This window comes from Pseudomonas sp. GL-R-19, from assembly GCF_019956375.1.
Classification (GTDB): domain Bacteria; phylum Pseudomonadota; class Gammaproteobacteria; order Pseudomonadales; family Pseudomonadaceae; genus Aquipseudomonas.
The window spans coordinates 94070-116584 of record NZ_JAHBDJ010000066.1 but is presented as its reverse complement, the minus strand read 5'-3'; the positions used below and the strand labels follow the sequence as shown (position 1 = coordinate 116584).

At 60.3% G+C, this 22515-nt stretch carries 20 protein-coding genes; 13 read left to right on the top strand and 7 right to left on the bottom strand.

The features are described from left to right. Nucleotides 1-15: 15 nt before the first annotated feature. Nucleotides 16-222, bottom strand: coding sequence for a hypothetical protein (locus tag KGA83_RS25945; RefSeq protein ID WP_108216651.1), 207 nt, complete (start codon nucleotides 220-222; stop codon nucleotides 16-18). A 32-nt stretch (nucleotides 223-254) separates the two neighbouring features. Between KGA83_RS25945 and KGA83_RS25940 the strand changes: the two genes are divergently transcribed. The 4 genes from KGA83_RS25940 to KGA83_RS25925 all read left to right on the top strand — a co-directional run bounded on the left by KGA83_RS25940 (nucleotide 255) and on the right by KGA83_RS25925 (nucleotide 3453). Next, nucleotides 255-617, top strand: a complete 363-nt coding sequence (locus tag KGA83_RS25940) for an ArsC family reductase (protein ID WP_007978403.1) — start codon at nucleotides 255-257, stop codon at nucleotides 615-617. Between the two features lie 32 nt (nucleotides 618-649). Then, entirely contained in the window at nucleotides 650-1684 is a 1035-nt protein-coding gene (dapD, locus tag KGA83_RS25935) for a 2,3,4,5-tetrahydropyridine-2,6-dicarboxylate N-succinyltransferase (protein WP_108216650.1), read from the top strand. Nucleotides 1685-1846: 162 nt separating this feature from the next. Further along, nucleotides 1847-3052, top strand: coding sequence for an aminotransferase class V-fold PLP-dependent enzyme (locus KGA83_RS25930; protein ID WP_108216649.1), 1206 nt, complete (start codon nucleotides 1847-1849; stop codon nucleotides 3050-3052). Further along, entirely contained in the window at nucleotides 3049-3453 is a 405-nt protein-coding gene (locus tag KGA83_RS25925; protein ID WP_108216648.1) for a SufE family protein, read from the top strand. Before KGA83_RS25930 ends, KGA83_RS25925 begins: the two co-directional genes overlap by 4 nt. 103 nt (nucleotides 3454-3556) lie before the next feature. On the opposite strand, the gene tcdA is transcribed toward KGA83_RS25925, so the two are convergent. After that, nucleotides 3557-4375, bottom strand: coding sequence for a tRNA cyclic N6-threonylcarbamoyladenosine(37) synthase TcdA (gene tcdA, locus KGA83_RS25920; protein ID WP_008019563.1), 819 nt, complete (start codon nucleotides 4373-4375; stop codon nucleotides 3557-3559). Nucleotides 4376-4584: 209 nt separating this feature from the next. Between tcdA and KGA83_RS25915 the strand changes: the two genes are divergently transcribed. The 4 genes from KGA83_RS25915 (at nucleotide 4585) to KGA83_RS25900 (ending at nucleotide 9822) form a co-directional block, all read left to right on the top strand. Further along, the gene (locus KGA83_RS25915) at nucleotides 4585-7176 is read left to right on the top strand and encodes a glycosyltransferase (protein WP_108216647.1); all 2592 of its coding nucleotides are present in this window, start codon (nucleotides 4585-4587) and stop codon (nucleotides 7174-7176) included. A gap of 223 nt (nucleotides 7177-7399) precedes the next feature. Beyond that, nucleotides 7400-8551 carry a succinyl-diaminopimelate desuccinylase gene (gene dapE, locus KGA83_RS25910; RefSeq protein WP_108216645.1) on the top strand — a complete coding sequence of 384 codons (1152 nt, stop codon included), beginning with the start codon at nucleotides 7400-7402 and terminating at the stop codon, nucleotides 8549-8551. Continuing rightward, complete coding sequence (locus KGA83_RS25905) at nucleotides 8551-9360, top strand: putative RNA methyltransferase (RefSeq protein ID WP_108216644.1); 810 nt, start codon at nucleotides 8551-8553, stop codon at nucleotides 9358-9360. Before dapE ends, KGA83_RS25905 begins: the two co-directional genes overlap by 1 nt. An 84-nt stretch (nucleotides 9361-9444) precedes the next feature. Next, nucleotides 9445-9822 (top strand): hypothetical protein, encoded by a 378-nt coding sequence (locus KGA83_RS25900; RefSeq protein WP_108216643.1) that lies wholly within the window; start codon nucleotides 9445-9447, stop codon nucleotides 9820-9822. Nucleotides 9823-9957: 135 nt separating this feature from the next. Here the strand turns inward: KGA83_RS25900 and KGA83_RS25895 are convergent, their stop codons facing one another. After that, nucleotides 9958-10167 carry a cold shock domain-containing protein gene (locus KGA83_RS25895; RefSeq protein ID WP_007954750.1) on the bottom strand — a complete coding sequence of 70 codons (210 nt, stop codon included), beginning with the start codon at nucleotides 10165-10167 and terminating at the stop codon, nucleotides 9958-9960. 236 nt (nucleotides 10168-10403) lie between these two features. On the opposite strand from KGA83_RS25895, the gene plsB reads away from it, so the two are divergent. The 4 genes from plsB to KGA83_RS25875 all read left to right on the top strand — a co-directional run bounded on the left by plsB (nucleotide 10404) and on the right by KGA83_RS25875 (nucleotide 14620). After that, entirely contained in the window at nucleotides 10404-12896 is a 2493-nt protein-coding gene (plsB, locus tag KGA83_RS25890) for a glycerol-3-phosphate 1-O-acyltransferase PlsB (RefSeq protein WP_108216642.1), read from the top strand. A gap of 168 nt (nucleotides 12897-13064) precedes the next feature. Then, nucleotides 13065-13406, top strand: a complete 342-nt coding sequence (locus tag KGA83_RS25885; protein WP_223531193.1) for a YbaY family lipoprotein — start codon at nucleotides 13065-13067, stop codon at nucleotides 13404-13406. 98 nt (nucleotides 13407-13504) lie between these two features. Further along, nucleotides 13505-13903, top strand: a complete 399-nt coding sequence (locus KGA83_RS25880; protein WP_115947766.1) for a YbaY family lipoprotein — start codon at nucleotides 13505-13507, stop codon at nucleotides 13901-13903. A 27-nt stretch (nucleotides 13904-13930) separates the two neighbouring features. Beyond that, nucleotides 13931-14620, top strand: coding sequence for a DUF4197 domain-containing protein (locus KGA83_RS25875; protein WP_223531192.1), 690 nt, complete (start codon nucleotides 13931-13933; stop codon nucleotides 14618-14620). 110 nt (nucleotides 14621-14730) lie between these two features. Here KGA83_RS25875 and KGA83_RS25870 read toward each other — a convergent pair whose 3' ends face one another. The 4 genes from KGA83_RS25870 to KGA83_RS25855 form a co-directional block, all read right to left on the bottom strand. Next, nucleotides 14731-16077, bottom strand: coding sequence for a Fic family protein (locus tag KGA83_RS25870; RefSeq protein ID WP_223531191.1), 1347 nt, complete (start codon nucleotides 16075-16077; stop codon nucleotides 14731-14733). 143 nt (nucleotides 16078-16220) lie between these two features. Then, entirely contained in the window at nucleotides 16221-16502 is a 282-nt protein-coding gene (locus KGA83_RS25865) for a DUF6124 family protein (protein WP_223531190.1), read from the bottom strand. 1035 nt (nucleotides 16503-17537) lie between these two features. Next, entirely contained in the window at nucleotides 17538-20603 is a 3066-nt protein-coding gene (locus tag KGA83_RS25860) for an efflux RND transporter permease subunit (RefSeq protein WP_223531189.1), read from the bottom strand. A 6-nt stretch (nucleotides 20604-20609) separates the two neighbouring features. Then, the gene (locus tag KGA83_RS25855; RefSeq protein ID WP_108216634.1) at nucleotides 20610-21710 is read right to left on the bottom strand and encodes an efflux RND transporter periplasmic adaptor subunit; all 1101 of its coding nucleotides are present in this window, start codon (nucleotides 21708-21710) and stop codon (nucleotides 20610-20612) included. 93 nt (nucleotides 21711-21803) lie between these two features. Here KGA83_RS25855 and KGA83_RS25850 point away from each other — a divergent pair, with 93 nt between their 5' ends. Then, on the top strand, nucleotides 21804-22448 hold the full coding sequence (locus tag KGA83_RS25850) for a TetR/AcrR family transcriptional regulator (RefSeq protein WP_108216633.1): 645 nt from the start codon (nucleotides 21804-21806) through the stop codon (nucleotides 22446-22448). Nucleotides 22449-22515: the final 67 nt, after the last annotated feature.

Below are 22515 nucleotides of genomic sequence, written 5' to 3'. Positions count from 1 at the left end.
GCTCAGGGCCAGGTGTTACTTCACCTGGCCGGGTTCGGGCTCACTCAAATCCAGCTCCCCCAACACCTCACGCAACACGTCATCGCCAATCCGGTGATGACGACTGCGGCTGTACAACTCCGGGCGCTGCGCCCGCCCTGAAACACCGCTCCCACAGGTTTTGTGTTGACAGGACAACCAGCCGCCGCGAAACCGTTCGGCCATGGCATAATCCCAGACCATTTATTTCCAGCACCTGTAAAGGGGGCAATTCCTTGACCGTTTCAAGCAAAACGTTGCACCTTTTCGGCATCAAAGCCTGCGACACCATGAAAAAGGCGCGCACCTGGCTCGATGAACACGCTGTCAGCTATGACTTTCATGATTACAAAGCGGTCGGTATCGACCGTGAACACCTCACCCAATGGTGCAGCGAGCACGGCTGGGAAGTGGTGTTGAACCGTGCAGGCACGACCTTTCGCAAGCTCGACGACGAACGTAAAGCCGATCTCGACCAGACGAAAGCCATCGAACTGATGCTCGCACAACCCTCGATGATCAAGCGCCCGGTGCTCGATCTCGGTGACCGAACCCTGATTGGCTTCAAGCCAGATATCTACGCGGCCGCGCTCAAGTAAGCAGCCCGTTCCATTTTGTTAGAGGTATCAACATGTCTACTACCCTGTTCAGCCTGGCCTTCGGCGTCGGCACTCAAAACCGTCAAGGCGCATGGCTGGAAGTGTTCTACGCCGCCCCGGTACTCAAGCCATCGGCTGAAGTCGTCGCCGTTATCGCACCGATCCTGGGCTACACCGAAGGCAATCAGGCCATCGCATTCAGCACCGCCCAGGCCTCGCAACTGGCCGAAGCCCTCAAAGGCGTCGACGCTGCCCAGGCTGCCCTGCTGACCCGTCTGGCCGAGAGCCACAAGCCGCTGGTTGCCACCTTGCTGGCTGAAGACACCCAGCTGTCGTCCACCCCGGAGGCCTACCTCAAGCTGCACCTGCTGAGCCATCGCCTGGTCAAGCCACACGGCCTGAACCTGGCCGGGATCTTCCCGTTGCTGCCAAACGTGGCCTGGACCAGCCAGGGCGCGGTCGACCTGAGCGAACTGGCCGAACTGCAACTCGAAGCCCGCCTGCGCGGCGAGCTGCTGGAAGTGTTCTCGGTGGACAAGTTCCCGAAAATGACCGACTACGTGGTTCCGGCCGGCGTGCGTATCGCTGACGCTGCACGTCTGCGCCTGGGCGCTTACGTGGGCGAAGGCACCACCGTGATGCACGAAGGTTTCATCAACTTCAATGCCGGCACCGAAGGCCCGGGCATGATCGAAGGCCGCGTTTCCGCTGGCGTATTCGTCGGCAAGGGTTCGGACCTGGGCGGGGGCTGCTCGACCATGGGCACCCTGTCGGGCGGCGGCAACATCGTGATCAAGGTCGGCGAAGGCTGCCTGATCGGCGCCAACGCCGGTATCGGTATCCCGCTGGGCGACCGCAACACCGTCGAGTCGGGCCTGTACGTGACCGCCGGCACCAAAGTCGCGCTGCTGGACGAGAACAATCAGCTGGTCAAAGTCGTGAAGGCCCGTGAACTGGCCGGCCAGACCGACCTGCTGTTCCGTCGCAATTCGCAAACCGGTGCCGTGGAGTGCAAAACCCACAAATCGGCCATCGAACTGAACGAAGCGCTGCACGCTCATAACTAAGCGTCACACGAGTTCACCTGTAGGAGCGAGCCTGCTCGCGAAAAACGTAAGGGCAACGCGGTTATCCAGATAATACGCGTTATCGTTCACGTCCATCGCGAGCAGGCTCGCTCCTACAGGGGTCTGGCGTACGCCCGGCCATATTAACCAGGGCTGAACAACATGATGATTCTCTCTCCCTGGCGCGCCGATTTTCCGGCCATCGCCGCCCTGCAACGGCAAGGCCAGACCTATCTGGACAACGCCGCGACCACGCAAAAACCCCAAACCCTGCTGGATGCCCTGGCGCATTACTACGCCAACGGCGCGGCCAACGTGCATCGGGCGCAGCATTTGCCTGGCGCCCACGCCACCCAGGCGTTCGAGGACAGCCGCCGCAAAGTCGCGCAATGGCTCAATGCCGGCGACTGCGGGCAGATCATCTTTACCCACGGCGCGACGTCCGCGCTGAATCTCCTGGCCTATGGCCTGGAACATCTTTTCAATCCGGGCGACGAGATTGTCATCAGCGCCCTGGAACATCACGCCAACTTGTTGCCGTGGCAGCAACTGGCGCACCGTCGCGACCTGAAACTGGTGATCCTGCCGCTGGATGCCGACGGCGTGATCGACCTCGAAGCCGCCACCGGTTTGATCGGTTCGCGCACACGTCTGTTGGCCGTCAGTCAACTGTCCAACGTGATTGGCGCGTGGCAACCGCTACCTCAATTGCTGGCACTGGCCAAGGCGCACAACGCCCTGACCGTGATCGATGGCGCCCAGGGCGTGGTCCATGGCCGCCACGACGTGCAAGCACTGGGCTGCGACTTCTATGTGTTTTCCAGTCACAAGCTCTACGGCCCTGATGGCCTGGGCGTGCTGTTCGGGCGCAATGCAGCTCTGCAACAGCTGCGTCCCTGGCAGTTCGGCGGTGAAATGGTGCTCGATGCCAATTATCACGACGCACGCTTTCGCCCGGCACCTCTGGGTTTCGAGGCCGGGACGCCGCCGATTGCCAGTGTGATCGGCCTGGGAGCGACCCTGGATTATCTCGCAGGGCTCGATCAGGAGGCCGTGTCCGCCCATGAAGCGGCGTTGCATGCCTGTCTGCTCAAGGGCCTGGAGGCACGTCACGGCATCCGCCTGCTGGGCAAACCGCAAGTGGCACTGGCCAGTTTTACCGTCGAGGGTGTGCATAACTCCGATCTCGCGCATTTGCTGACCGAACAAGGGATCGCGGTCCGTGCCGGCCATCACTGCGCCATGCCGCTGCTCAAAAGTTTTGAACTGGCCGGGGCAATTCGGGTGTCGTTGGCGCTGTACAACGATTCCGAAGACCTGGAGCGGTTCTTTGAAGCCCTGGATCGGGCGCTGGAGCTATTGCGATGAACTTGCCTGCCGATGCCGTGACAGCACTCGAGACCTTCCAGAAAGCGGCCGGCTGGGAACAGCGCGCACGCCTGCTGATGCAATGGGGCGAGCGTCTGCCGGCCTTGAGTGATGCGCAGATGTGCGATGCCAACCGGGTGCACGGCTGTGAAAGCCAGGTGTGGCTGGTGGGCGAATTGCGCGATGATCATTGGCTGTTCAGCGCCAACAGCGACGCGCGCTTGATTCGCGGGTTGGTGGCGTTGCTGCTGGCGCGGGTCAATGGATTATCGACGGCCGAGTTGCAGCAGGTGGATTTGCCGGACTGGTTCAATCAGTTGGGGTTGGGGCGGCAGTTGTCCGAGTCGCGCAGTAATGGCTTGAATGCGGTGCTTCAGCGAATGCGGGAGTTAGCTCAATAAGGGGCTGCTTCGCAGCCCATCGCGAGCAGGCTCGCTCCCACAGGGGGAACGCATTCCAATGTGGGAGCGAGCCTGCTCGCGAAGAGGCCATCAGCCATACCGATCAGGCCTCAGGCTTGACCCGATCCGCCGGCCGCCGCACACCCGCCACGATCTTGTCCACGGCCTTGGTCGCCGCGACCATGCCGAAGGTCGCCGTCACCATCATCACTGCGCCAAACCCGCCGGCGCAGTCGAGCTTCACGCCATCACCGACAAAGCTTTTCTGCAGGCAAATGCTGCCATCCGGTTTCGGATAACGCAGTTGTTCGGTGGAAAACACGCACGGCACGCTGTAATGGCGGGTCACGGTGCGTGAGAAGCCGTAGTCGCGGCGCAGTGTCGAGCGCACTTTCGAGGCCAGCGGATCATTGAACGTGCGATTCAGGTCGCAGACCTGGATCAATGTCGGGTCAATCTGCCCACCCGCGCCGCCGGTGGTGATGATCTGGATCTTGCGGCGCTTGCACCAGGCGATCAGCGCGGCCTTGGCGTTGACGCTGTCGATGCAGTCGATCACACAGTCGATGTTCGGCGTGATGTACTCGGCCATGGTGTCGCGGGTAACGAAGTCAGGCACCGCGTGCACTGTGCAGTCCGGGTTGATCCCGCGCAGACGCTCGGCCATCACCTCGACCTTGGGCTTGCCCACCGTGCTGTCCAGCGCATGCAGCTGGCGGTTGGCATTGCTGACGCAGACGTCGTCCAGGTCGAACAGCGAAATCTCGCCGACACCACAACGGGCCATGGCTTCCGCCGCCCAGGAACCTACTCCACCGACACCGACGATCGCCACATGGGCCGCGCGCAGGCGCTCAAGGCCTTCGATGCCATACAAACGGGCAATGCCTGCAAACCGCGGATCTTCTGTACTCATAACCATTACCCCAAAAACCGGCGGGCATTATATGGCGAGTTGAAGACAAAATCAGTTATAGGAAAAAGCGAAAGAACTTTAGCGAAGCCAGATTGCCCAATGTCTGGCAATTCCCTGTCCGCTGTACGACCAGAGAATGCCCGGTGTAGGATGCGCGCCCCTTGGCGACCGCCAACCGTTCCTTCGTTCCACAGTCTTTGGAACCCGAAATAACTATGTCATCGCGTAAATTTGGACTCAACCTGGTCGTGGTGCTCGCCATCGCTGCCTTGTTTACCGGCTTCTGGGCGCTGATCAACCGCCCGGTCACCGCCCCCAACTGGCCTGAACAGATCTCCGGTTTCTCGTACTCGCCTTTCCAGCAGGGCCAGTTCCCGCAGAAAGACCAGTACCCGACCGACGATCAAATGCGTCGCGACCTGGAGATCATGAGCAAGCTGACGGACAACATCCGCATCTACTCGGTCGATGGCACCCTGCAAAACATCCCGAAACTGGCGGAAGAGTTCGGCTTGCGGGTGACCCTGGGGATCTGGATCAGTCCGGATCAGGAACGCAACGAACGGGAAATCACCCGCGCCATTGAAATCGCCAACGCCTCGCGCAGCGTGGTTCGTGTGGTGGTCGGCAACGAAGCGATTTTCCGCAAGGAAATCACTGCCAAGGAACTCAGCGTCATGCTCGATCGCGTGCGTGCCGCCGTGAAGGTGCCGGTAACCACGTCCGAGCAGTGGCACGTGTGGGAAGAACACCCGGAACTGGCCAAACACGTCGACCTGATCGCCGCGCACATCCTGCCTTACTGGGAATTCATCCCGATGGACAAGGCCGGGCAGTTCGTCCTCGACCGCGCCCGCGACCTGAAGAAGATGTTCCCGAAAAAGCCGCTGCTGCTGTCCGAAGTGGGCTGGCCGAGCAACGGCCGCATGCGCGGTGGCGCCGATGCCTCCCCGGCGGACCAGGCGATCTACCTGCGAACCCTGGTCAACAAACTCAACCGTCAGGGCTTCAACTACTTCGTGATCGAAGCGTTTGACCAGCCGTGGAAAGCCAGCGACGAAGGTTCCGTCGGCGCCTATTGGGGCGTGTTCAACGCCGCGCGCCAGCAGAAGTTCAACTTCGAAGGCCCGGTGGTGGCGATTCCGCAATGGCGTGTGTTGGCCATTGGTTCGGTGGTATTGGCGCTGTTGTCGCTGACCCTGCTGATGATCGACGGCTCGGCCCTGCGCCAGCGTGGCCGTACCTTCCTGACCTTCGTTGCCTTCCTCTGTGGTTCGGTGCTGGTGTGGATCGGTTACGACTACAGCCAGCAATACAGCACCTGGTTCAGCCTGACAGTGGGCTTTTTGCTCGCCCTCGGTGCGCTAGGGGTGTTTATCGTACTGCTGACCGAAGCCCATGAACTGGCCGAAGCGGTGTGGGTGCACAAGCGCCGGCGCGAGTTCCTGCCGGTGGAAGGCGACTCCAGCTACCGCCCGAAAGTGTCGATTCACGTGCCCTGCTACAACGAGCCGCCGGAGATGGTCAAACAGACCCTCAACGCCTTGGCCAACCTCGACTATCCGGACTTCGAAGTCCTGATCATCGACAACAACACCAAGGACCCGGCGGTCTGGGAACCGGTGCGCGATTATTGCGAAACCCTCGGCCCGCGCTTCAAGTTCTTCCACGTGGCACCGCTGGCCGGCTTCAAGGGCGGCGCGCTGAACTACCTGATTCCGCACACTGCCAAGGATGCCGAAGTCATTGCCGTGATCGACTCGGACTACTGCGTCGACCGCAACTGGCTCAAGCACATGGTGCCGCACTTCGCCGACCCGAAAATCGCCGTGGTGCAGTCGCCGCAAGATTACCGCGACCAGAACGAAAGCACTTTCAAGAAGCTCTGCTACGCGGAATACAAAGGTTTCTTCCACATCGGCATGGTCACCCGCAACGACCGTGACGCGATCATCCAGCACGGCACCATGACCATGACCCGTCGCTCGGTGCTCGAAGAGCTGGGCTGGGCCGACTGGTGCATCTGTGAAGACGCCGAGCTTGGCCTGCGGGTATTCGAGAAAGGCCTGTCGGCGGCGTATTACCACACCAGCTACGGCAAAGGCCTGATGCCCGATACCTTCATCGACTTCAAGAAGCAGCGTTTCCGCTGGGCCTACGGAGCGATTCAGATCATCAAGCGTCACACCGCCAGCCTGCTGCGCGGCAAAGACACCGAACTGACCCGTGGCCAGCGCTACCACTTCCTCGCGGGCTGGTTGCCGTGGGTGGCGGACGGCATGAACATCTTCTTCACCGTCGGTGCGCTGTTGTGGTCGGCGGCGATGATCATCGTGCCGCACCGGGTCGATCCGCCGCTGCTGATTTTCGCGATCCCGCCATTGGCGCTGTTCGTGTTCAAGGTCGCCAAGATCATCTTCCTCTACCGCCGAGCGGTCGGGGTCAACTTGAAGGATGCCTTCTGCGCGGCGCTGGCCGGTCTGGCGTTGTCCCACACTATCGCCAAAGCGGTGCTGTACGGTTTCTTCACCAGCAGCATTCCGTTCTTCCGTACGCCGAAAAATGCCGACAACCATGGCTTCTGGGTGGCGATTTCGGAAGCCCGGGAAGAGATGTTCATCATGCTGCTGTTGTGGGCTGCGGCCTTGGGAATCTTCCTGGTGCAAGGCCTGCCGAGCAATGACATGCGCTTCTGGGTGACCATGCTGCTGGTGCAGTCGCTGCCGTACGTCGCGGCGCTGATCATGGCGTTCCTGTCGTCGCTGCCCAAACCGACCGCCGAGCCTGAAACGGCACCTGTCGTCTAAATCTTTGCAGATGCACTAAACGGCGGCCAATGGTCGCCGTTTTGCTTTAAGATAACCGCCATTTTGCGGGGCTTGAGCCCAATGGCCTGACCCAATACCTGTAGGAGCGAGCTTGCTCGCGAGAAACGCAAGGGCAACGCGGTTGTTCAGATCGCACGCGTTATCGTTAACGTCCATCGCAAGCAAGCTCGCTCCTACACATTTACAGCATCTGGAGTTTTCCATGACGGCCCACGCCGACCTTTCGCCGACCCTCCAACTCGCCATCGACCTGATCCGCCGTCCGTCCGTGACGCCGATCGACGCCGATTGCCAGAAGCAGATGATGCAGCGCCTGGGCGATGCCGGTTTCACCCTGGAACCGATGCGCATCGAAGATGTGGATAACTTCTGGGCCACCCACGGCCAGGACGACGGTCCGGTGCTGTGCTTCGCCGGCCACACCGACGTGGTCCCGACCGGCCCGGTGGCGGCCTGGCAGATCGAACCGTTCAACGCGCTGATCGACGAACACGGCATGCTCTGCGGCCGTGGCGCCGCCGACATGAAAGGCAGCCTCGCCGCCATGACCGTCGCGTCCGAGCGTTTTGTCGCCGACTACCCGAATCACAAGGGCAAAGTCGCGTTCCTGATCACCAGCGACGAAGAAGGCCCGGCGCACCACGGCACCAAGGCCGTGATCGAACGCCTGGCCGCGCGCAAGGAACGTCTGGACTGGTGCATCGTCGGCGAACCGTCGAGCACCACCCTGGTGGGTGACGTGGTCAAGAACGGCCGTCGCGGCTCCCTCGGCGCCAAGCTGACCGTGCGCGGTGTGCAGGGCCACGTGGCCTATCCGCACCTGGCGAAGAACCCGATCCACCTCGCCGCCCCGGCCTTGGCGGAACTTGCCGCCGAGCATTGGGACCACGGCAACGACTTCTTCCCGCCGACCAGTTTCCAGATCTCCAACGTCAACTCCGGCACCGGTGCGACCAACGTGATCCCGGGTGACCTGGTGGCGGTGTTCAACTTCCGCTTCTCCACCGAGTCCACCGTCGAAGGCCTGCAAAAACGCGTGGCCGACATCCTCGACAAGCATGGCCTGGACTGGCACGTCGATTGGGCCCTGTCCGGCCTGCCGTTCCTCACCGAGCCGGGCGCGCTGCTGGACGCGGTATCGTCGAGCATCAAGGACATCACCGGTCGCGAAACAAAAGCCTCCACCAGCGGTGGCACCTCAGACGGGCGCTTCATCGCAACCATGGGCACCCAAGTGGTTGAGCTGGGCCCGGTCAACGCGACCATCCACCAGGTCAACGAGCGTGTGCTGGCAGCGGATCTCGACGTGCTGACCGAAATCTACTACCAGACCCTGATCAAGTTGCTCGCCTGATGCTCACGTGCCCGATCTGCAGTGAACCGCTGAACGCGGTGGAAAACGGCGTGGCCTGCCCCGCCGGGCATCGTTTCGACCGTGCGCGCCAGGGTTACTTGAACCTGTTGCCGGTGCAGCACAAGAACAGCCGCGACCCTGGGGATAACCAGGCCATGGTCGAAGCCCGCCGCGACTTCCTGAATGCCGGGCACTACGCCCCGGTGGCCAGGCGTCTGGCGCAGCTGGCGGCCGGTTACGCGCCGGCCCGCTGGGTCGATATCGGTTGCGGCGAGGGTTACTACACCGCGCAGATCGCCGAGGCCTTGCCGGACGCTGATGGCTACGCGCTGGACATCTCCCGCGAAGCCGTCAAACGCGCCTGCAAACGCAACCCCAAGCTCACCTGGTTGATCGCCAGCATGGCGCGCGTGCCATTGGCTGCCGGCAGTTGCCAGTTCCTGGCGAGCGTCTTCAGCCCGCTGGATTGGGAGGAAGCCAAACGCCTGCTCAGCGTCGGCGGCGGTCTGATGAAAGTCGGGCCGACCAGCGGCCACCTGATGGAACTGCGCGAGCGGCTGTACGACGAAGTCCGTGAATACATTGACGACAAACACCTGGACCTGATGCCGGAAGGCATGGCGCTGGCGCACAGCGAGACGCTGACGTTCAAGCTGACGCTGAACAAGCCGCAGGACCGCGCCAACCTGCTGGCCATGACCCCCCACGGTTGGCGCGCCAGTGCCGAGCGCCGGGCAGCGGTCATCGAACAGGCGGAACCGTTCGAGCTCACCGTATCGATGCGCTACGATTATTTCGTACTTCAATAACTTCAAACATTTTTGGTCTTGAGCAACAGCTCAAGACCGGCTAAATCCGCGAATGGATTTTTCAGACCCGCAGTGAGGACATCCATGCGCCAACCCGATATCGAGATTTACCTGAAAGACGCCGACGTCGACCACAAGGCCATTTCCGCCTGGCTCGGTGCGGCATTGGGCCCGTGCACGGATTGGGTCCAGAAGGGCCAGACCTACAAGTGCAAGGCCGGCAACGTGCCAGTGACCTGGTTGCCAAAAGCCGTCGGCAAATGGAACAGCCTGTACCTGGAAAGCGACCAGACCCCATGGGACGACGACATCGCCTGCGCCCGCGCCGCGTTTGCCGCGCTGAACGTCGAAGTGCGTTGCGCACCGGGTAGCTGGGTCGAGGAGGAAGGTGAGGAGACGGCGGATCGCTGGCTTCGCATCAGCGCCGATGGTGAAGAAGAGATCACCTGGAAAACTGCATAAAGCCTGAACACCGCCCCTGTAGGAGCGAGCTTGCTCGCGATGGTCGTCAACGATAACGCGTCAATTCAGCAAAAGCGCGGAGTCCTTGAGTTCCTCGCGAGCAAGCTCGCTCCTACAGTGGTTTTTGCGTGTGGTTTACAGACCTACAACATCCTCAGCCTGCAACCCCTTCTGCCCTTCCACCACCGCATATTCAACCTGCTGGCCCTCGGTCAGGGAACGGTGGCCTTCGCCGCGAATCGCGCGGTAGTGCACGAACACGTCCACCCCGTCCTCGCGCTGAATGAAGCCGTAGCCCTTGGCGTCGTTGAACCACTTCACGTTGCCGGTTTCGCGTGTTGCCATTTGTTCATACTCCCTTTTTATTATTGATCGGGCTTTTCGCAGGAAAGCCTCGGGAACGTCAGCCTGCGCATACCGGTCCCATGAGGGCAACGGCGACAGAGCGCCGAGTATATGACAGACGTTAAAACTCTCAACAGGAGTTTACTTTCGCGCTTTTTTGCCGATTTTCGATGAATCCGGCACACTATCGCCCTCCCAAGCAAACGCTCGGTTTTATTCACTCACGCAGAAGCCGTATGACCCGCTCCCCGTTTCGCCGTCTTGTGTTTGGCACCCTGCGCCGCCTGTTGTACCTCTGGGTTCGCTCGGAGACGATCAACCAGTCGTCGCTCACCCTCAACCTCGACCGCAGTCGTCCGGTGTTCTACGTCCTGCAAAACCCTTCGCTGACCGACCTCGCCGTGGTCGACACCGAGTGCAGCAAGGCCGGCCTGCCACGCCCGGTGCTGCCGGTATCGGTGGGCAACCTGCTGGAACCCGCTGCGTTCTTCTACCTGACGCCGGACCCGGACTGGCTCGGCCGACAGGACAAGCGCGGTGCACCGCCGACGTTGACTCGCCTGGTCAGCGCCCTGAGCCAGAACGCCGCCGAAGATGCGCAGATCATCCCGGTCAGCGTGTTCTGGGGCCAGTCGCCGGACAGCGAAAACAGCCCGTGGAAACTCCTGTTCGCCGACAGCTGGGCCGTTACCGGGCGCCTGCGTCGCTTGCTGAGCATCATCGTGCTGGGACGCAAGACCCGCGTGCAGTTCTCCGCGCCGATCCACCTGCGCGAACTGATCGAGCACGACAAGGGCCACGAGCGCACCGTGCGCATGGCCCAGCGCATCCTGCGGGTGCATTTCCGCAACCTGAAGGCCGCAGTGATCGGCCCGGACATTTCCCACCGGCGCAACCTGGTCAAAGGCCTGCTCAACCAGCCACAGGTCAAACAAGCGATCCTCGACGAAGCCGAACGCGAGAACATTTCACCGGAGAAAGCCAAAGCTCAAGCGCTGCGCTATGGCAACGAAATAGCCTCGGACTACACCTACACTGCGATCCGTTTCATGGAAGTGGTGCTGAGCTGGTTCTGGAACAAGATCTACGACGGCATCAAGGTCAACCACATCGAAGGCGTGCAGAAGGTCGCCCAGGGTCACGAAGTGATCTACGTGCCGTGCCACCGCAGCCACATCGACTATCTGCTGCTGTCATACCTGCTGTTCCGCAACGGCCTGACCCCACCGCACATCGCCGCCGGCATCAACCTGAACATGCCGGTGATCGGCGGCCTGCTGCGTCGCGGCGGTGCGTTTTTCATGCGCCGCACCTTCAAGGGCAATCCGCTGTACACCTCGGTGTTCAACGAATATCTGCACACCCTGTTCACCAAGGGCTTCCCGGTGGAGTACTTCGTCGAGGGCGGCCGTTCACGCACCGGGCGCATGCTGCAACCGAAGACCGGGATGCTGGCGATCACCCTGCGCAGTTTCCTGCGTTCGTCGCGCATGCCCATCGTCTTCGTGCCGGTGTACATCGGCTACGAGCGCGTGCTGGAAGGCCGGACCTACCTCGGCGAGTTGCGCGGTGCGGCCAAGAAAAAAGAATCGATCTTCGATATTTTCAAAGTCATTGGCGCACTCAAGCAGCGCTTCGGCCAAGTGGCGGTGAACTTCGGCGAGCCGATCAAACTGGCGGAATTCCTCGACAGCGAACAGCCGGACTGGCGCCAACAGGACCTCGGCCCGCAGTTCAGACCCGCCTGGCTCAACGAAACCACCAACCGCCTCGGTGAGAAAGTCGCCCGGCATTTGAACGAAGCGGCGGCGATCAACCCGGTCAACCTGGTGGCACTGGCGTTGCTGTCCACCAGCCGCCTGGCCCTGGACGACCGCGCCATGGCACGGGTGCTCGACCTGTATCTGGCACTGTTGCGCAAGGTCCCGTACTCGCCACACACCACCCTGCCGGACGGCGATGGTCGCGCCCTGATCGAGCACGTGAAGGACATGGACCTGCTGTCCGAGCAGAGTGATGCCCTGGGCAAGATTCTCTATCTGGACGAGCAGAACGCCGTCCTGATGACCTACTACCGCAACAACGTGCTGCACATCTTCGCCTTGCCGGCGCTGCTGGCGAGCTTCTTCCAGAGTGCATCGCGCATGAACCGCGAACAGATCCTGCGCTACACCCGCGCGTTGTATCCCTACCTGCAGGCGGAGCTGTTCATTCGCTGGTCGCTGGACGAACTGGACGCAGTAATCGATCAATGGCTGGAAGCCTTCGTCGAACAAGGCCTGCTGCGTTTCGAAAACGACGTGTACCTGCGCCCGGCGCCAAGCTCGCGGCATTTCGTACTGCTCACGCTGCTGTCGAAAAGCATCGCCCAGACCCTGCAACGCTTCTACATGACCGTGTCCCTGCTGCTCAACAGCGGCCAGAACAGCATCAGCGCCGAAGAACTGGAAGACCTGTGCACGGTCATGGCCCAGCGCCTGTCGATCCTGCATGGCCTGAACGCCCCGGAATTCTTCGACAAGAGCCTGTTCCGCCACTTCATCCAGACCATGCTTGACCTCGACGTGCTCAAGCGCGATGAAGCGGGCAAGTTGAGCTATCACGAACTGCTCGGTGAACTGGCTGAAGGCGCGGCCAAACGGGTGTTGCCGGCGGAGATTCGCTTGTCGATTCGGCAGGTGGCGTTGCATCGTAGTGAAGATGCGGCGGAGTTGGTAACACCGCTCTGATTTCATCGGATCACTGCACGCAGGTTTATGGCTGAAGCAAGGACGCTTCTGACTCATGCCACGCCCTCTTCGCCCCTGTTTGCAGGAATTCCCCTACATAGAAATCGCTGCCTCGACCCTATGCTGGGCGCTCGTCAATACCGACGATCAATCGATAAGGAAATCAATATGAGCAACGAATCCGTAAAGACCATTGGTGGCAAAGTACATTATCTCGAAAAGATTGGACTGCTGCCCAACTCAACGCTTCATGTCCGCCTGCTGGATGTCAGCCTGCAAGATGTCGCCGCGAAGGAACTGGCCGTACAGATCACTCCCAATGCAGAAAAAGTCGGGCTGAACTTCGACCTGACGTACAAGCTTGCCGATGTCCTGCCCGACCATACCTATGCAATCAGCGCGAGCATCACCCACGAAGACCGTCTGGTCTTCACCACCACTCAACAACACCGGGTGGAATTGGGTGTCGATTATGTGAAGGGGCAGGAAGTGCTGGTCAGCCGCGTCTGAGAACGCCCCGAGGCAAGTTGGGCGATATCCCCGGCAAAATCCGCTAAATTGTCGTTGGCGCCGGTTTTCTTCAGGCGCCAACGACAAGGATACGCTTCATGAAAAAACTCTCTCTCCTCGGGCTTACGGTTTTGCTCGGCGCCTGCCAATCCATGCAATCTGCCCCGAAAGCCAGCCTCGACGGCGAAGTCTTTTACCTGCAACGCAGCGCCCTGCCGCCCACCGCCACCCTGAGCGTAAGCTTGCAGGACGTGTCCCTGGCCGACGCACCGGCCATTGTCCTCGACGAACAGAAAGGTCAAGTCAAAGGCCAGGTGCCACTGCCGTTTCATCTGAGTTACGATCCGGCGCAGGTCAAACCAGGCCATCGCTACTCGGTCAGCGCGCGCATCGAAGTCGACGGCAAGCTGATGTTCATCACCACCGAAAACCATGCCGTGCAGCTTGATGGCAAAGACCCGCAACCGCTGAAAATCCGCGTCGACGCCGTTCGCTAATTCTCATTTTTGAACAAGGAAGCTGCCATGCTCCACCCTACCCTCCGTTTTGCCGGCCTGTGCGCAGGCTTGATGATCTCCGCCAGCGCCCTGGCGCTGTCCCTCAGCGACCTGTCGCAAAAAGACGCCACCGGCGGGCTCAAGGACGCACTGACCCAAGGTGCGCAACTGGCCGTAAAGCAACTCGGCACCCCGGGCGGCTTCAGCAACAACCCCGACGTGAAAATCGAACTGCCGGGCAAACTGGGCAAAGTCGCCAGCAAAATGAAACAGTTCGGCATGGGCGATCAGGTCGATGAGCTGGAAGCCAGCATGAACAAGGCGGCGGAAAGCGCCGTGACCCAGGCCCAGCCAATCCTTGTCGATGCCGTGAAGAAAATGACCGTTGAAGACGCCAAGGGCATCCTCAGCGGCGGCAACGAGTCGGCCACCCAATACCTGAACAAGACCAGCCGCGAACAGATCCGCGCCAAGTTCCTGCCGATCGTCAAGCAAGCCACCGACAAGGTTGGCCTGGCCCAACAGTACAACTCGTTCGCCGGGCAAGCGGCGACCATGGGCGTAGTGGATGCGAAGAATGCCAACGTCGAAAACTACGTCACCGAGCAGGCCTTGAATGGCTTGTTCGAAATGATCGGCAAACAGGAAGAGACCATCCGCCAGAACCCCGCGGCGGCGGCCACCAGTTTGGCGAAGAAGGTGTTTGGTACGCTCTAGGCCACGCGCAACCCTTGTAGGAGCGAACTTGCTCGCGATGAGGTCGTCTCAGTCGGCATCGATGCTGGCTGATATTGCGCAATCGCGAGCAAGCTCGCTCCTGCAAGGAATCAGGTTGCCGAGACCGGTCGTAGAAAGAACACCCACTCGCGCCCCATCTTGCGTTTCTCGAACAACTTCAACGCGACCAGCCCATTTAGCGTGGCTGACGCTGTGTTGTAGGAACAACCCAGATTCTCCTTCACGTTGACCGCCGTGAACTCCTTGGCCATTCCACTCCTGGCCACTTGAAACAATGCCCGCTGTTTCTCGGTGAGCTGGTCGAGAAAACCACTTTCACGCAACCAGCAATCGAATTGCTGCGCATCCTCCAGACTTTTCCGATACGCCTCGGTAAAACTGCCCACAGCCCGCAACACCACCGAACACTGGAAATCGACGAAATACGTCAGATCCAGGTCATCCGCCTCGGTATTCAAATACGACCGCCCGTACTTCAACGGCGCATTGCGCAACAAGACACTGATAGCGATGTAGCGAAACGCCGAGTAGTCATTTTTGAACATGAACCAGTAAAACAACGCGCGCGCTACCCGACCGTTGCCGTCGCGAAAAGGATGCTCGTAACCCAGGACGAAATGCAGCGCGATGGCTTTGATCAATGGATGAAGGTAGTCCGCTTGATGAGGGTTGTTATAGGGTTGGTTGATCCACTTGGCCAGCACCTGCAAACGTGACACGAGCCCTGCTGCAGGCGGTGGCGAATGCACGGTGTTGCCCTCGCCATCCTGGACTACGACATCATCGTTGGTCCTGAATGCGCCAGGCGAATACCGCGAATCGTCGATACCCTCGACGCCAACTCGATGCATGGCTGCAATCAGCTCAACGCTCAGCGGCTCGTAACGCTGCTCCCAGGCGAAGTTCATCATCTTGAAGTTACCGATGACCATTCGCTCATCCGGCGTGCGCGGCGAACGATGGCGCTTAAGCATGTCCTTGGCCACCCGCGTCGTGGTGGCCGCACCTTCGAGCTGGCTACTGCTGATGGCCTCGTCTTCGATCAGATCATTGAGCAAATAGCTGAAATGAGCGCGCTCGCCAATCTGGCCGGTCATGTATTCCAGCACTGCGGTTGTCGCCTGACGATCCACTACGGAAATGGCTTTTTGCGCCTGCGGCGTCAGCATGAATTTCAGCCAGCACGCCGGTTCACCCAATGGCAAAAGGCTCGAATACTGTGCAGTCCGCGCTTTCTTGACCAAGGCCCAGCACAGGTTCGAATCCAGCCCAGGCGCCCAGCGGTAGCGCAATGAATCGAATGGCAGGTAACGCCCCTGATCGTCCAGGGGCTTGAGCAAAGCGAGATATTGCGAAAGGCGTTCCTTGTGGGGCGATCGCAACAGCCGATCGAACACCGGATCGGACCGGCCCCTCAAGGTGGGTGGCTTTTTCATGGCACTGTCTCAAACATGCGTGAAACCGGGCTCTGAGTACAACACCTGGGCTTTTTAGCCTCAATATCAGACGGGTCCGAGATAGATGTAGGAACAATGAATGCCCGCTGGCCGGTACAGGTTCAGCGGGCTTTTTCCTTTTGCTATTGCTGCGGATCCAGCTGATCGAGGACGCGATTCACTGATAGCTGCGCCAGGACAATCATCTGCTGAATGCCCAGTGCCAGATTGCACGTAGGGCCGGTCAGGACGGACGACAATTCGGTTGCCATCACATTCGCTGAGGCAAGGGTTTCGTAGGCATGGACAAGGAGGGTTTCGGAATTGACGTCTGGACGGATGGTGAAAATTGGGCAGGGACGACTTGAAGTGCCGATATGCTCTTCAGACTCTGAAGCCGGGGGGTTTGGGCTAGGTTTGATCATCGTAAAGCTCCTAACGAAAGTCGGAGCAGCCAGCATCACTTGCAGATGATGGGTGGCAGCTGTGTGCAGGTCTGCAAGACCGAGTCGTTAGGCAACCTCGGCAGACCCGAAGATCTCCCGCACACAGCCACCATAAATCGGTGGTCGCTAAAAAAGCGCCACGATTATAGGTGCGCCAGTGGGCGCCTAACAAACTATTGGCGGGCTTGCAGTCCCGGTCGCTGAATTGGCAGCGACCGTCAGAGGCTAGAGATCGTGCTTCCGACAGGCAACCTGAAAGTCTTGTGGGAATGGTCTGAATTGTTGGCTTGGGCGATAAACATTGTTGACTGTCGGGCAGCCATCGCGAGCAGGCTCACTCCTACAGGTGCTGAGTACATCTGTGAGAGATTGGTCGGCTGGCGGGCCGCCTTCGCTGGCAAGCCAGCTCCTACAGGGATTGGGGACATCTGCAAGAAATTGGTCGGCTGGCAGGCCTGGTTATTCATGCGTACGCATTTCCCTGTAGGAGCTGTCGAGTGCAACGAGGCTGCGATCTTCTGGCTTTATTCCTTACAAACAAGATCAAAAGATCGCAGCCTTCGGCAGCTCCTACAGTTGGGCTGGGTACATTCGAAAGAAATTGGTCGGCTGGCAGGCCGCCTTCGCTGGCAAGCCAGCTCCTACAGAAAAGCAAAGGCAGATCGGCGTACACCCGCCGCTTTTCACCACTCAACAGGCCGAGCGTTAGCTCGCCTGCAGCTTTTGATCTTGATCCACCCGCCCCCTCGGCAGGCTGAGTGGAGGTGTTCATCCGGGGATGGGCGCGCAGCGCCGTTCGACGCAGTCGAACTCATTGCATGTAGGTCGAAGCGAAGCCGACCGGAGGGCAATGCCCCCGGATGAATGCCGGAACGAAGGAACCCCGAGCCTAAGCGAGGGGCCGTACGTTCGGGGCGAGACCTTTTGGTTCCTTTTGGGGCGTTTGCCAAAAGGGACTCGCCGTAAGGGCGAAACCGCCAGCCGCCGTTACCGCAGCAACGGATATGTACCCGGTCAAACGGTCTCCTTCCTGACCCGGAACCAGGCCGCATACAACGCCGGCAAAAACAAAAGCGTCAACGCCGTCGCAACGATCAACCCCCCCATGATCGCCACCGCCATCGGCCCGAAAAACACACTGCGCGACAACGGAATCATGGCAAGCACCGCCGCCAGCGCCGTCAACACAATCGGCCGAAACCGCCGAACCGTAGCCTCGATAATCGCCTGCCAAGGCTTCAACCCGGCAGCGATATCCTGCTCGATCTGATCCACCAGAATCACCGAGTTACGCATGATCATCCCCGACAACGCGATAGTCCCCAGCATCGCGACAAACCCGAACGGCTGGCGGAACACCAACAGAAACAGCGTCACCCCGATCAACCCCAGCGGCGCCGTCAGAAACACCATCGCCGTGCGCGAGAAACTGCGCAGTTGCAGCATCAGCAAGGTCAACACCACCACGATGAACAACGGCACGCCGGCCTTCACCGAATTCTGTCCGCGCGCGGAGTCTTCCACCGTACCGCCGACATCCAGCAAGTACCCATCGGGCAGTTCGGCGCGGATCGGATCGAGGGTCGGCATGATCTGCTGCACCAGCGTCGCCGGTTGCTGCTTGTCATAGATGTCGGCACGAACGGTCACGTTGGGCAAGCGGTTGCGGTGCCAGATGACGCCCTCTTCGAAGCCGTACTCCAGGGTCGCGATCTGCGACAGCGCGACGCTGCGACTGTTATCGGTCGGTACCGCCAGGCTCGGCAGCAACGACAGTTCGGTGCGCTCACGCAAGGTGCCGCGCAGCAGGATCTCGATCAACTCGTTGTCTTCGCGGTACTGGCTGACGCTGGAACCGGTCAGGGAGCTTTGCAGGAACCCGGACAGGTTCGCCGTGCTCACGCCCAGCGCCCGTGCGCGGTCCTGATCGATGTTCAGGTACACCACCTTGCTCGGTTCTTCCCAGTCCAGGTGGACGTTGACCACATGCGGGTTCTCGCGAACCTTGGCCGCGACTTTGCGCGCCAGCGCCCGCACCTCCTCGATGTGCTCCCCGGTCACACGGAACTGCACCGGGTAACCAACCGGCGGACCGTTTTCCAGGCGCGTAACCCGTGAGCGCAAGGCCGGGAATTGCTCATTGAGTGTTGCGATCAACCAGGTACGCAGGGTTTCTCGTTCCTCGATGGTTTTCGCCAGGACGACAAACTGGGCGAAGCTCGCCGCCGGCAGTTGCTGATCCAGCGGCAGGTAAAAACGCGGCGAACCGGTGCCGACGTAGGCCACGTAATTGTCGATCCCCGCCTTGTCCTTGAGCAGCGCCTCGAGGCGCTTGACCTCGTCGGCGGTGTTGCTCAGCGAAGCGCCTTCGGCCAGTTTCAGGTCGACCATCAACTCCAGGCGACCCGATGCCGGGAAGAACTGCTGCGGCACAAACTTGAACAGCACGATGGAGACGATGAACAGCATCACGGTCGCTGTGATCACGGTTTTACGCCAGCGCACGCACCACTCCACCAGACGCCGGACGCGCTGATAAAACGGCGTGGCATACGGATCCGGCTGGCCGGCACCGTGCTTGGCGGCGTGAATCTTCGCCAGGTCCGGCAGGAGTTTTTCCCCCAGATACGGCACGAAGACCACCGCAGCCACCCACGACGCCAACAGCGCGATCGTGACCACCTCGAAGATCGAACGGGTGTATTCGCCCGTGCCCGATTGAGCCGTGGCGATCGGCAGGAAGCCGGCCGCGGTGATCAGCGTACCGGTGAGCATCGGGAATGCGGTACTGGTCCAGGCATAACTCGCCGCTTTGACCCGGTCGAAACCCTGCTCCATTTTGATCGCCATCATTTCCACGGCGATGATCGCATCGTCCACCAGCAAACCCAGGGCCAGTACCAGCGCGCCGAGGGAAATCTTGTGCAGGCCGATGCCGAGGTAATACATGCACGCGAACGTCATCGCCAGCACCAGCGGAATCGCCAGGGCCACCACCATGCCGGTGCGCACACCCAGGGAGAAGAAGCTCACCAGCAACACAATGGCCAGCGCCTCGACCAGTACTTGCACGAACTCGCCGACACCGGTTTTCACCGCGGCCGGTTGGTCGGAGACTTTGCGCAGCTCCATACCGGCCGGGAGGTTTTTCTGGATACGGGCGAACTCGATTTCCAGCGCCTTGCCCAACACCAGAATGTCACCGCCGTCCTTCATTGCCACCGCAAGGCCGATGGCGTCTTGTGCCATAAAGCGCATGCGCGGTGCCGGTGGATCATTGAAACCACGCCGCACATTGGCCACATCGGAGATGTGGAAGGTGCGATCACCGACGCGGATCGGGAAGTTCTTGATCTCGTCGACCGTCTGAAAATTCCCCGTTACCCGTAGTTGCAATCGCTCGCTGCTGGTCTCGAAGAAACCTGCCGTGGACACCGCGTTCTGTTCTTCAAGGGCTTGCTGGACAGCTGCCAGCGGCAAGCCGAGGGTGGCGAGCTTGACGTTGGAGAGTTCGATCCAGATTTTCTCGTCCTGCAAGCCCAGCAGTTCGACCTTGCCCACATCCTTGACCCGTTGCAGCTGGATCTGGATGCGGTCGGCGTAATCCTTGAGCACGGCGTAGTCGAAGCCCTCGCCGGTCAGGGCGTAGATATTGCCGAACGTGGTGCCGAATTCATCGTTGAAAAACGGCCCCTGAATCCCCGGCGGCAGGGTATGACGGATGTCACTGATCTTCTTGCGCACCTGATACCAGAGCTCCGGGATCTCCACCGAATGCATGGAGTCGCGAGCGATGAAGGTGACCTGGGATTCGCCCGGACGGGAGAACGACACAATGCGCTCGTACTCGCCGGTTTCCATCAGTTTCTTTTCGATGCGTTCGGTGACCTGGCGCGAGACTTCCTCAGCGGTCGCTCCCGGCCAGTTGGTGCGAATCACCATGGCCTTGAAGGTGAACGGCGGGTCTTCACTCTGGCCGAGCTTGGTGTAGGAAAGTGCGCCGACGATGGCCAGCAACAGCATCAGGAACAGGACGATCTGGCGATTACGCAGCGCCCATTCGGAAACGTTGAAGCGCATCGGGGCTTACTCCTTGTCCGCCAGATTGACCACACGATTGGAGCGATCCACCGGGCGTACCTGCTGCCCTTCGAGAAGCACATGAACACCGGCGGCCACGACCCAGTCGCTGGCGTTGAGTCCCTCAAACACCGGTACGGTTTTCTCGCCGAAGGCACCGACCCGCACCGGGGCTTTTTTCAAAGTATTGTTGGCGCTGACGACCCAGACATAGGTCACGCCGTTTTCCGCCGTCAGCGCAGACAGCGGAACGGACAGAGGAACCACGTCTGCGGCCTGCACAAACACTCGGGCGCTCTGGCCCAGTTCGACAGGAACCTTGCCGGAACTGAAGGCAATGCGGGCCGCGAAGGTGCGCGATTTTGGATCAGCCGACGGCGACAGTTCACGGATACGCCCTTCGAATCGCTGATCGGGCTGGGTCCAGAGTTCCACCGACACCGGCTCACCGACCTTGAAGCGACCGAAGTTCTGCTCCGGCAGGCTGATCAAGACTTCACGCTCGCCATCGGTGGCCAGTGTGAACACCGTTTGCCCGGCGGCCACGACTTGCCCGACTTCCACCAGACGCTTGGCCACGACACCGTCCTGCGGCGCACGCAACACGGCGTAACTGGCCTGGTTATTGGAGACGTTGAATTCGGCTTTGATTTGCTTGAGGCGCGCTTCGCCGGAACGGTAGAGGTTTTCGGCGTTGTCGTACTGCGAGCGGCTGACCAGTTGGCGCTCCATCAGGGTCTTGTAGCGATCACGCTCGGAACGCACCAGGTTCAGGTTGGCCTCGGCGGCGGCAACCTGGGCGCGAGTGGCCTCCAGTTGCAGGCGCACGTCCTGAGGGTCGAGCTCCGCCAAGGGCTGATCGGCCTTGACCCGCTGCCCCTCTTCTACCAGTCGTCGGCTTACCTTGCCGCCGATTCGGAACGCCAGGTCCGGCTCATAACGCGCGCGAACTTCACCGGGATAGCTTTCCATGGACTGCGCCGAAGGCTCTGGCTGGACCACCATGGCCGGGCGCACGCTGACTGTCGGTGCCTCTTCGTGACCACACGCAGACAATAAAAAAGCCAGGGTGACTGGCAACGCGAGGGGCAAGGCATAGCGGAACATGGTAAAGGACCTTTCGCTAATGGTACTTTGAATAATTATACTGAGCAGTATGTTATTAATAGCAAACTCACGAGTCCAGTAATAAAAACGAATATGCCAAACAATCTTTCAGCACCCAATGGCCCAGGCAGACCCAAGGACATGGTCAAGCGCCAGGCGATTCTCGATGCAGCCAAAGCGCTGTTTCTGAGTAAGGGTTATGCCAATACCAGCATGGATGCCGTCGCAGCCGAGGCCGGTGTGTCGAAGCTGACGGTCTACAGCCACTTCAACGACAAGGAGACGCTGTTCTCCGCCGCCGTGATGGCCAAGTGCGAGGAGCAGTTGCCACCGCTGTTTTTCGAATTGCCGGAAGGCGTGGCGGTGGAAACCGTGTTGCTGAACATCGCGCGCGGTTTTCATCAACTGATCAACAGTGATGAATCAGTGAACCTGCATCGCTTGATGATGACCCTGGGCAGCCAGGACCCAAAGCTGTCACAGATATTCTTCGAAGCCGGGCCGGAGCGCATGCTGCATGGCATGGAGCGCCTGCTGAGCAAGATCGATGAAAGCGGTGTGCTGCGCATCGACAAGCCGCACAACGCCGCCGAGCACTTCTTCTGCCTGCTCAAGGGCGCCGGGAATTTCCGCTTGCTGTATGGCTGCGGCGAGCCGCTGGTTGGCGAGGCGGCGGAGAGCCATGTGCGGGAGGTGGTGGGGTTGTTTATGCGGGCTTATCGGCCTGAGCAGGCCTGATGGATTTGCGGTGTCAGGGGTAAAGCTATCGCGAGCAGGCTCGCTCCTACACTGGCTCTATGCAACA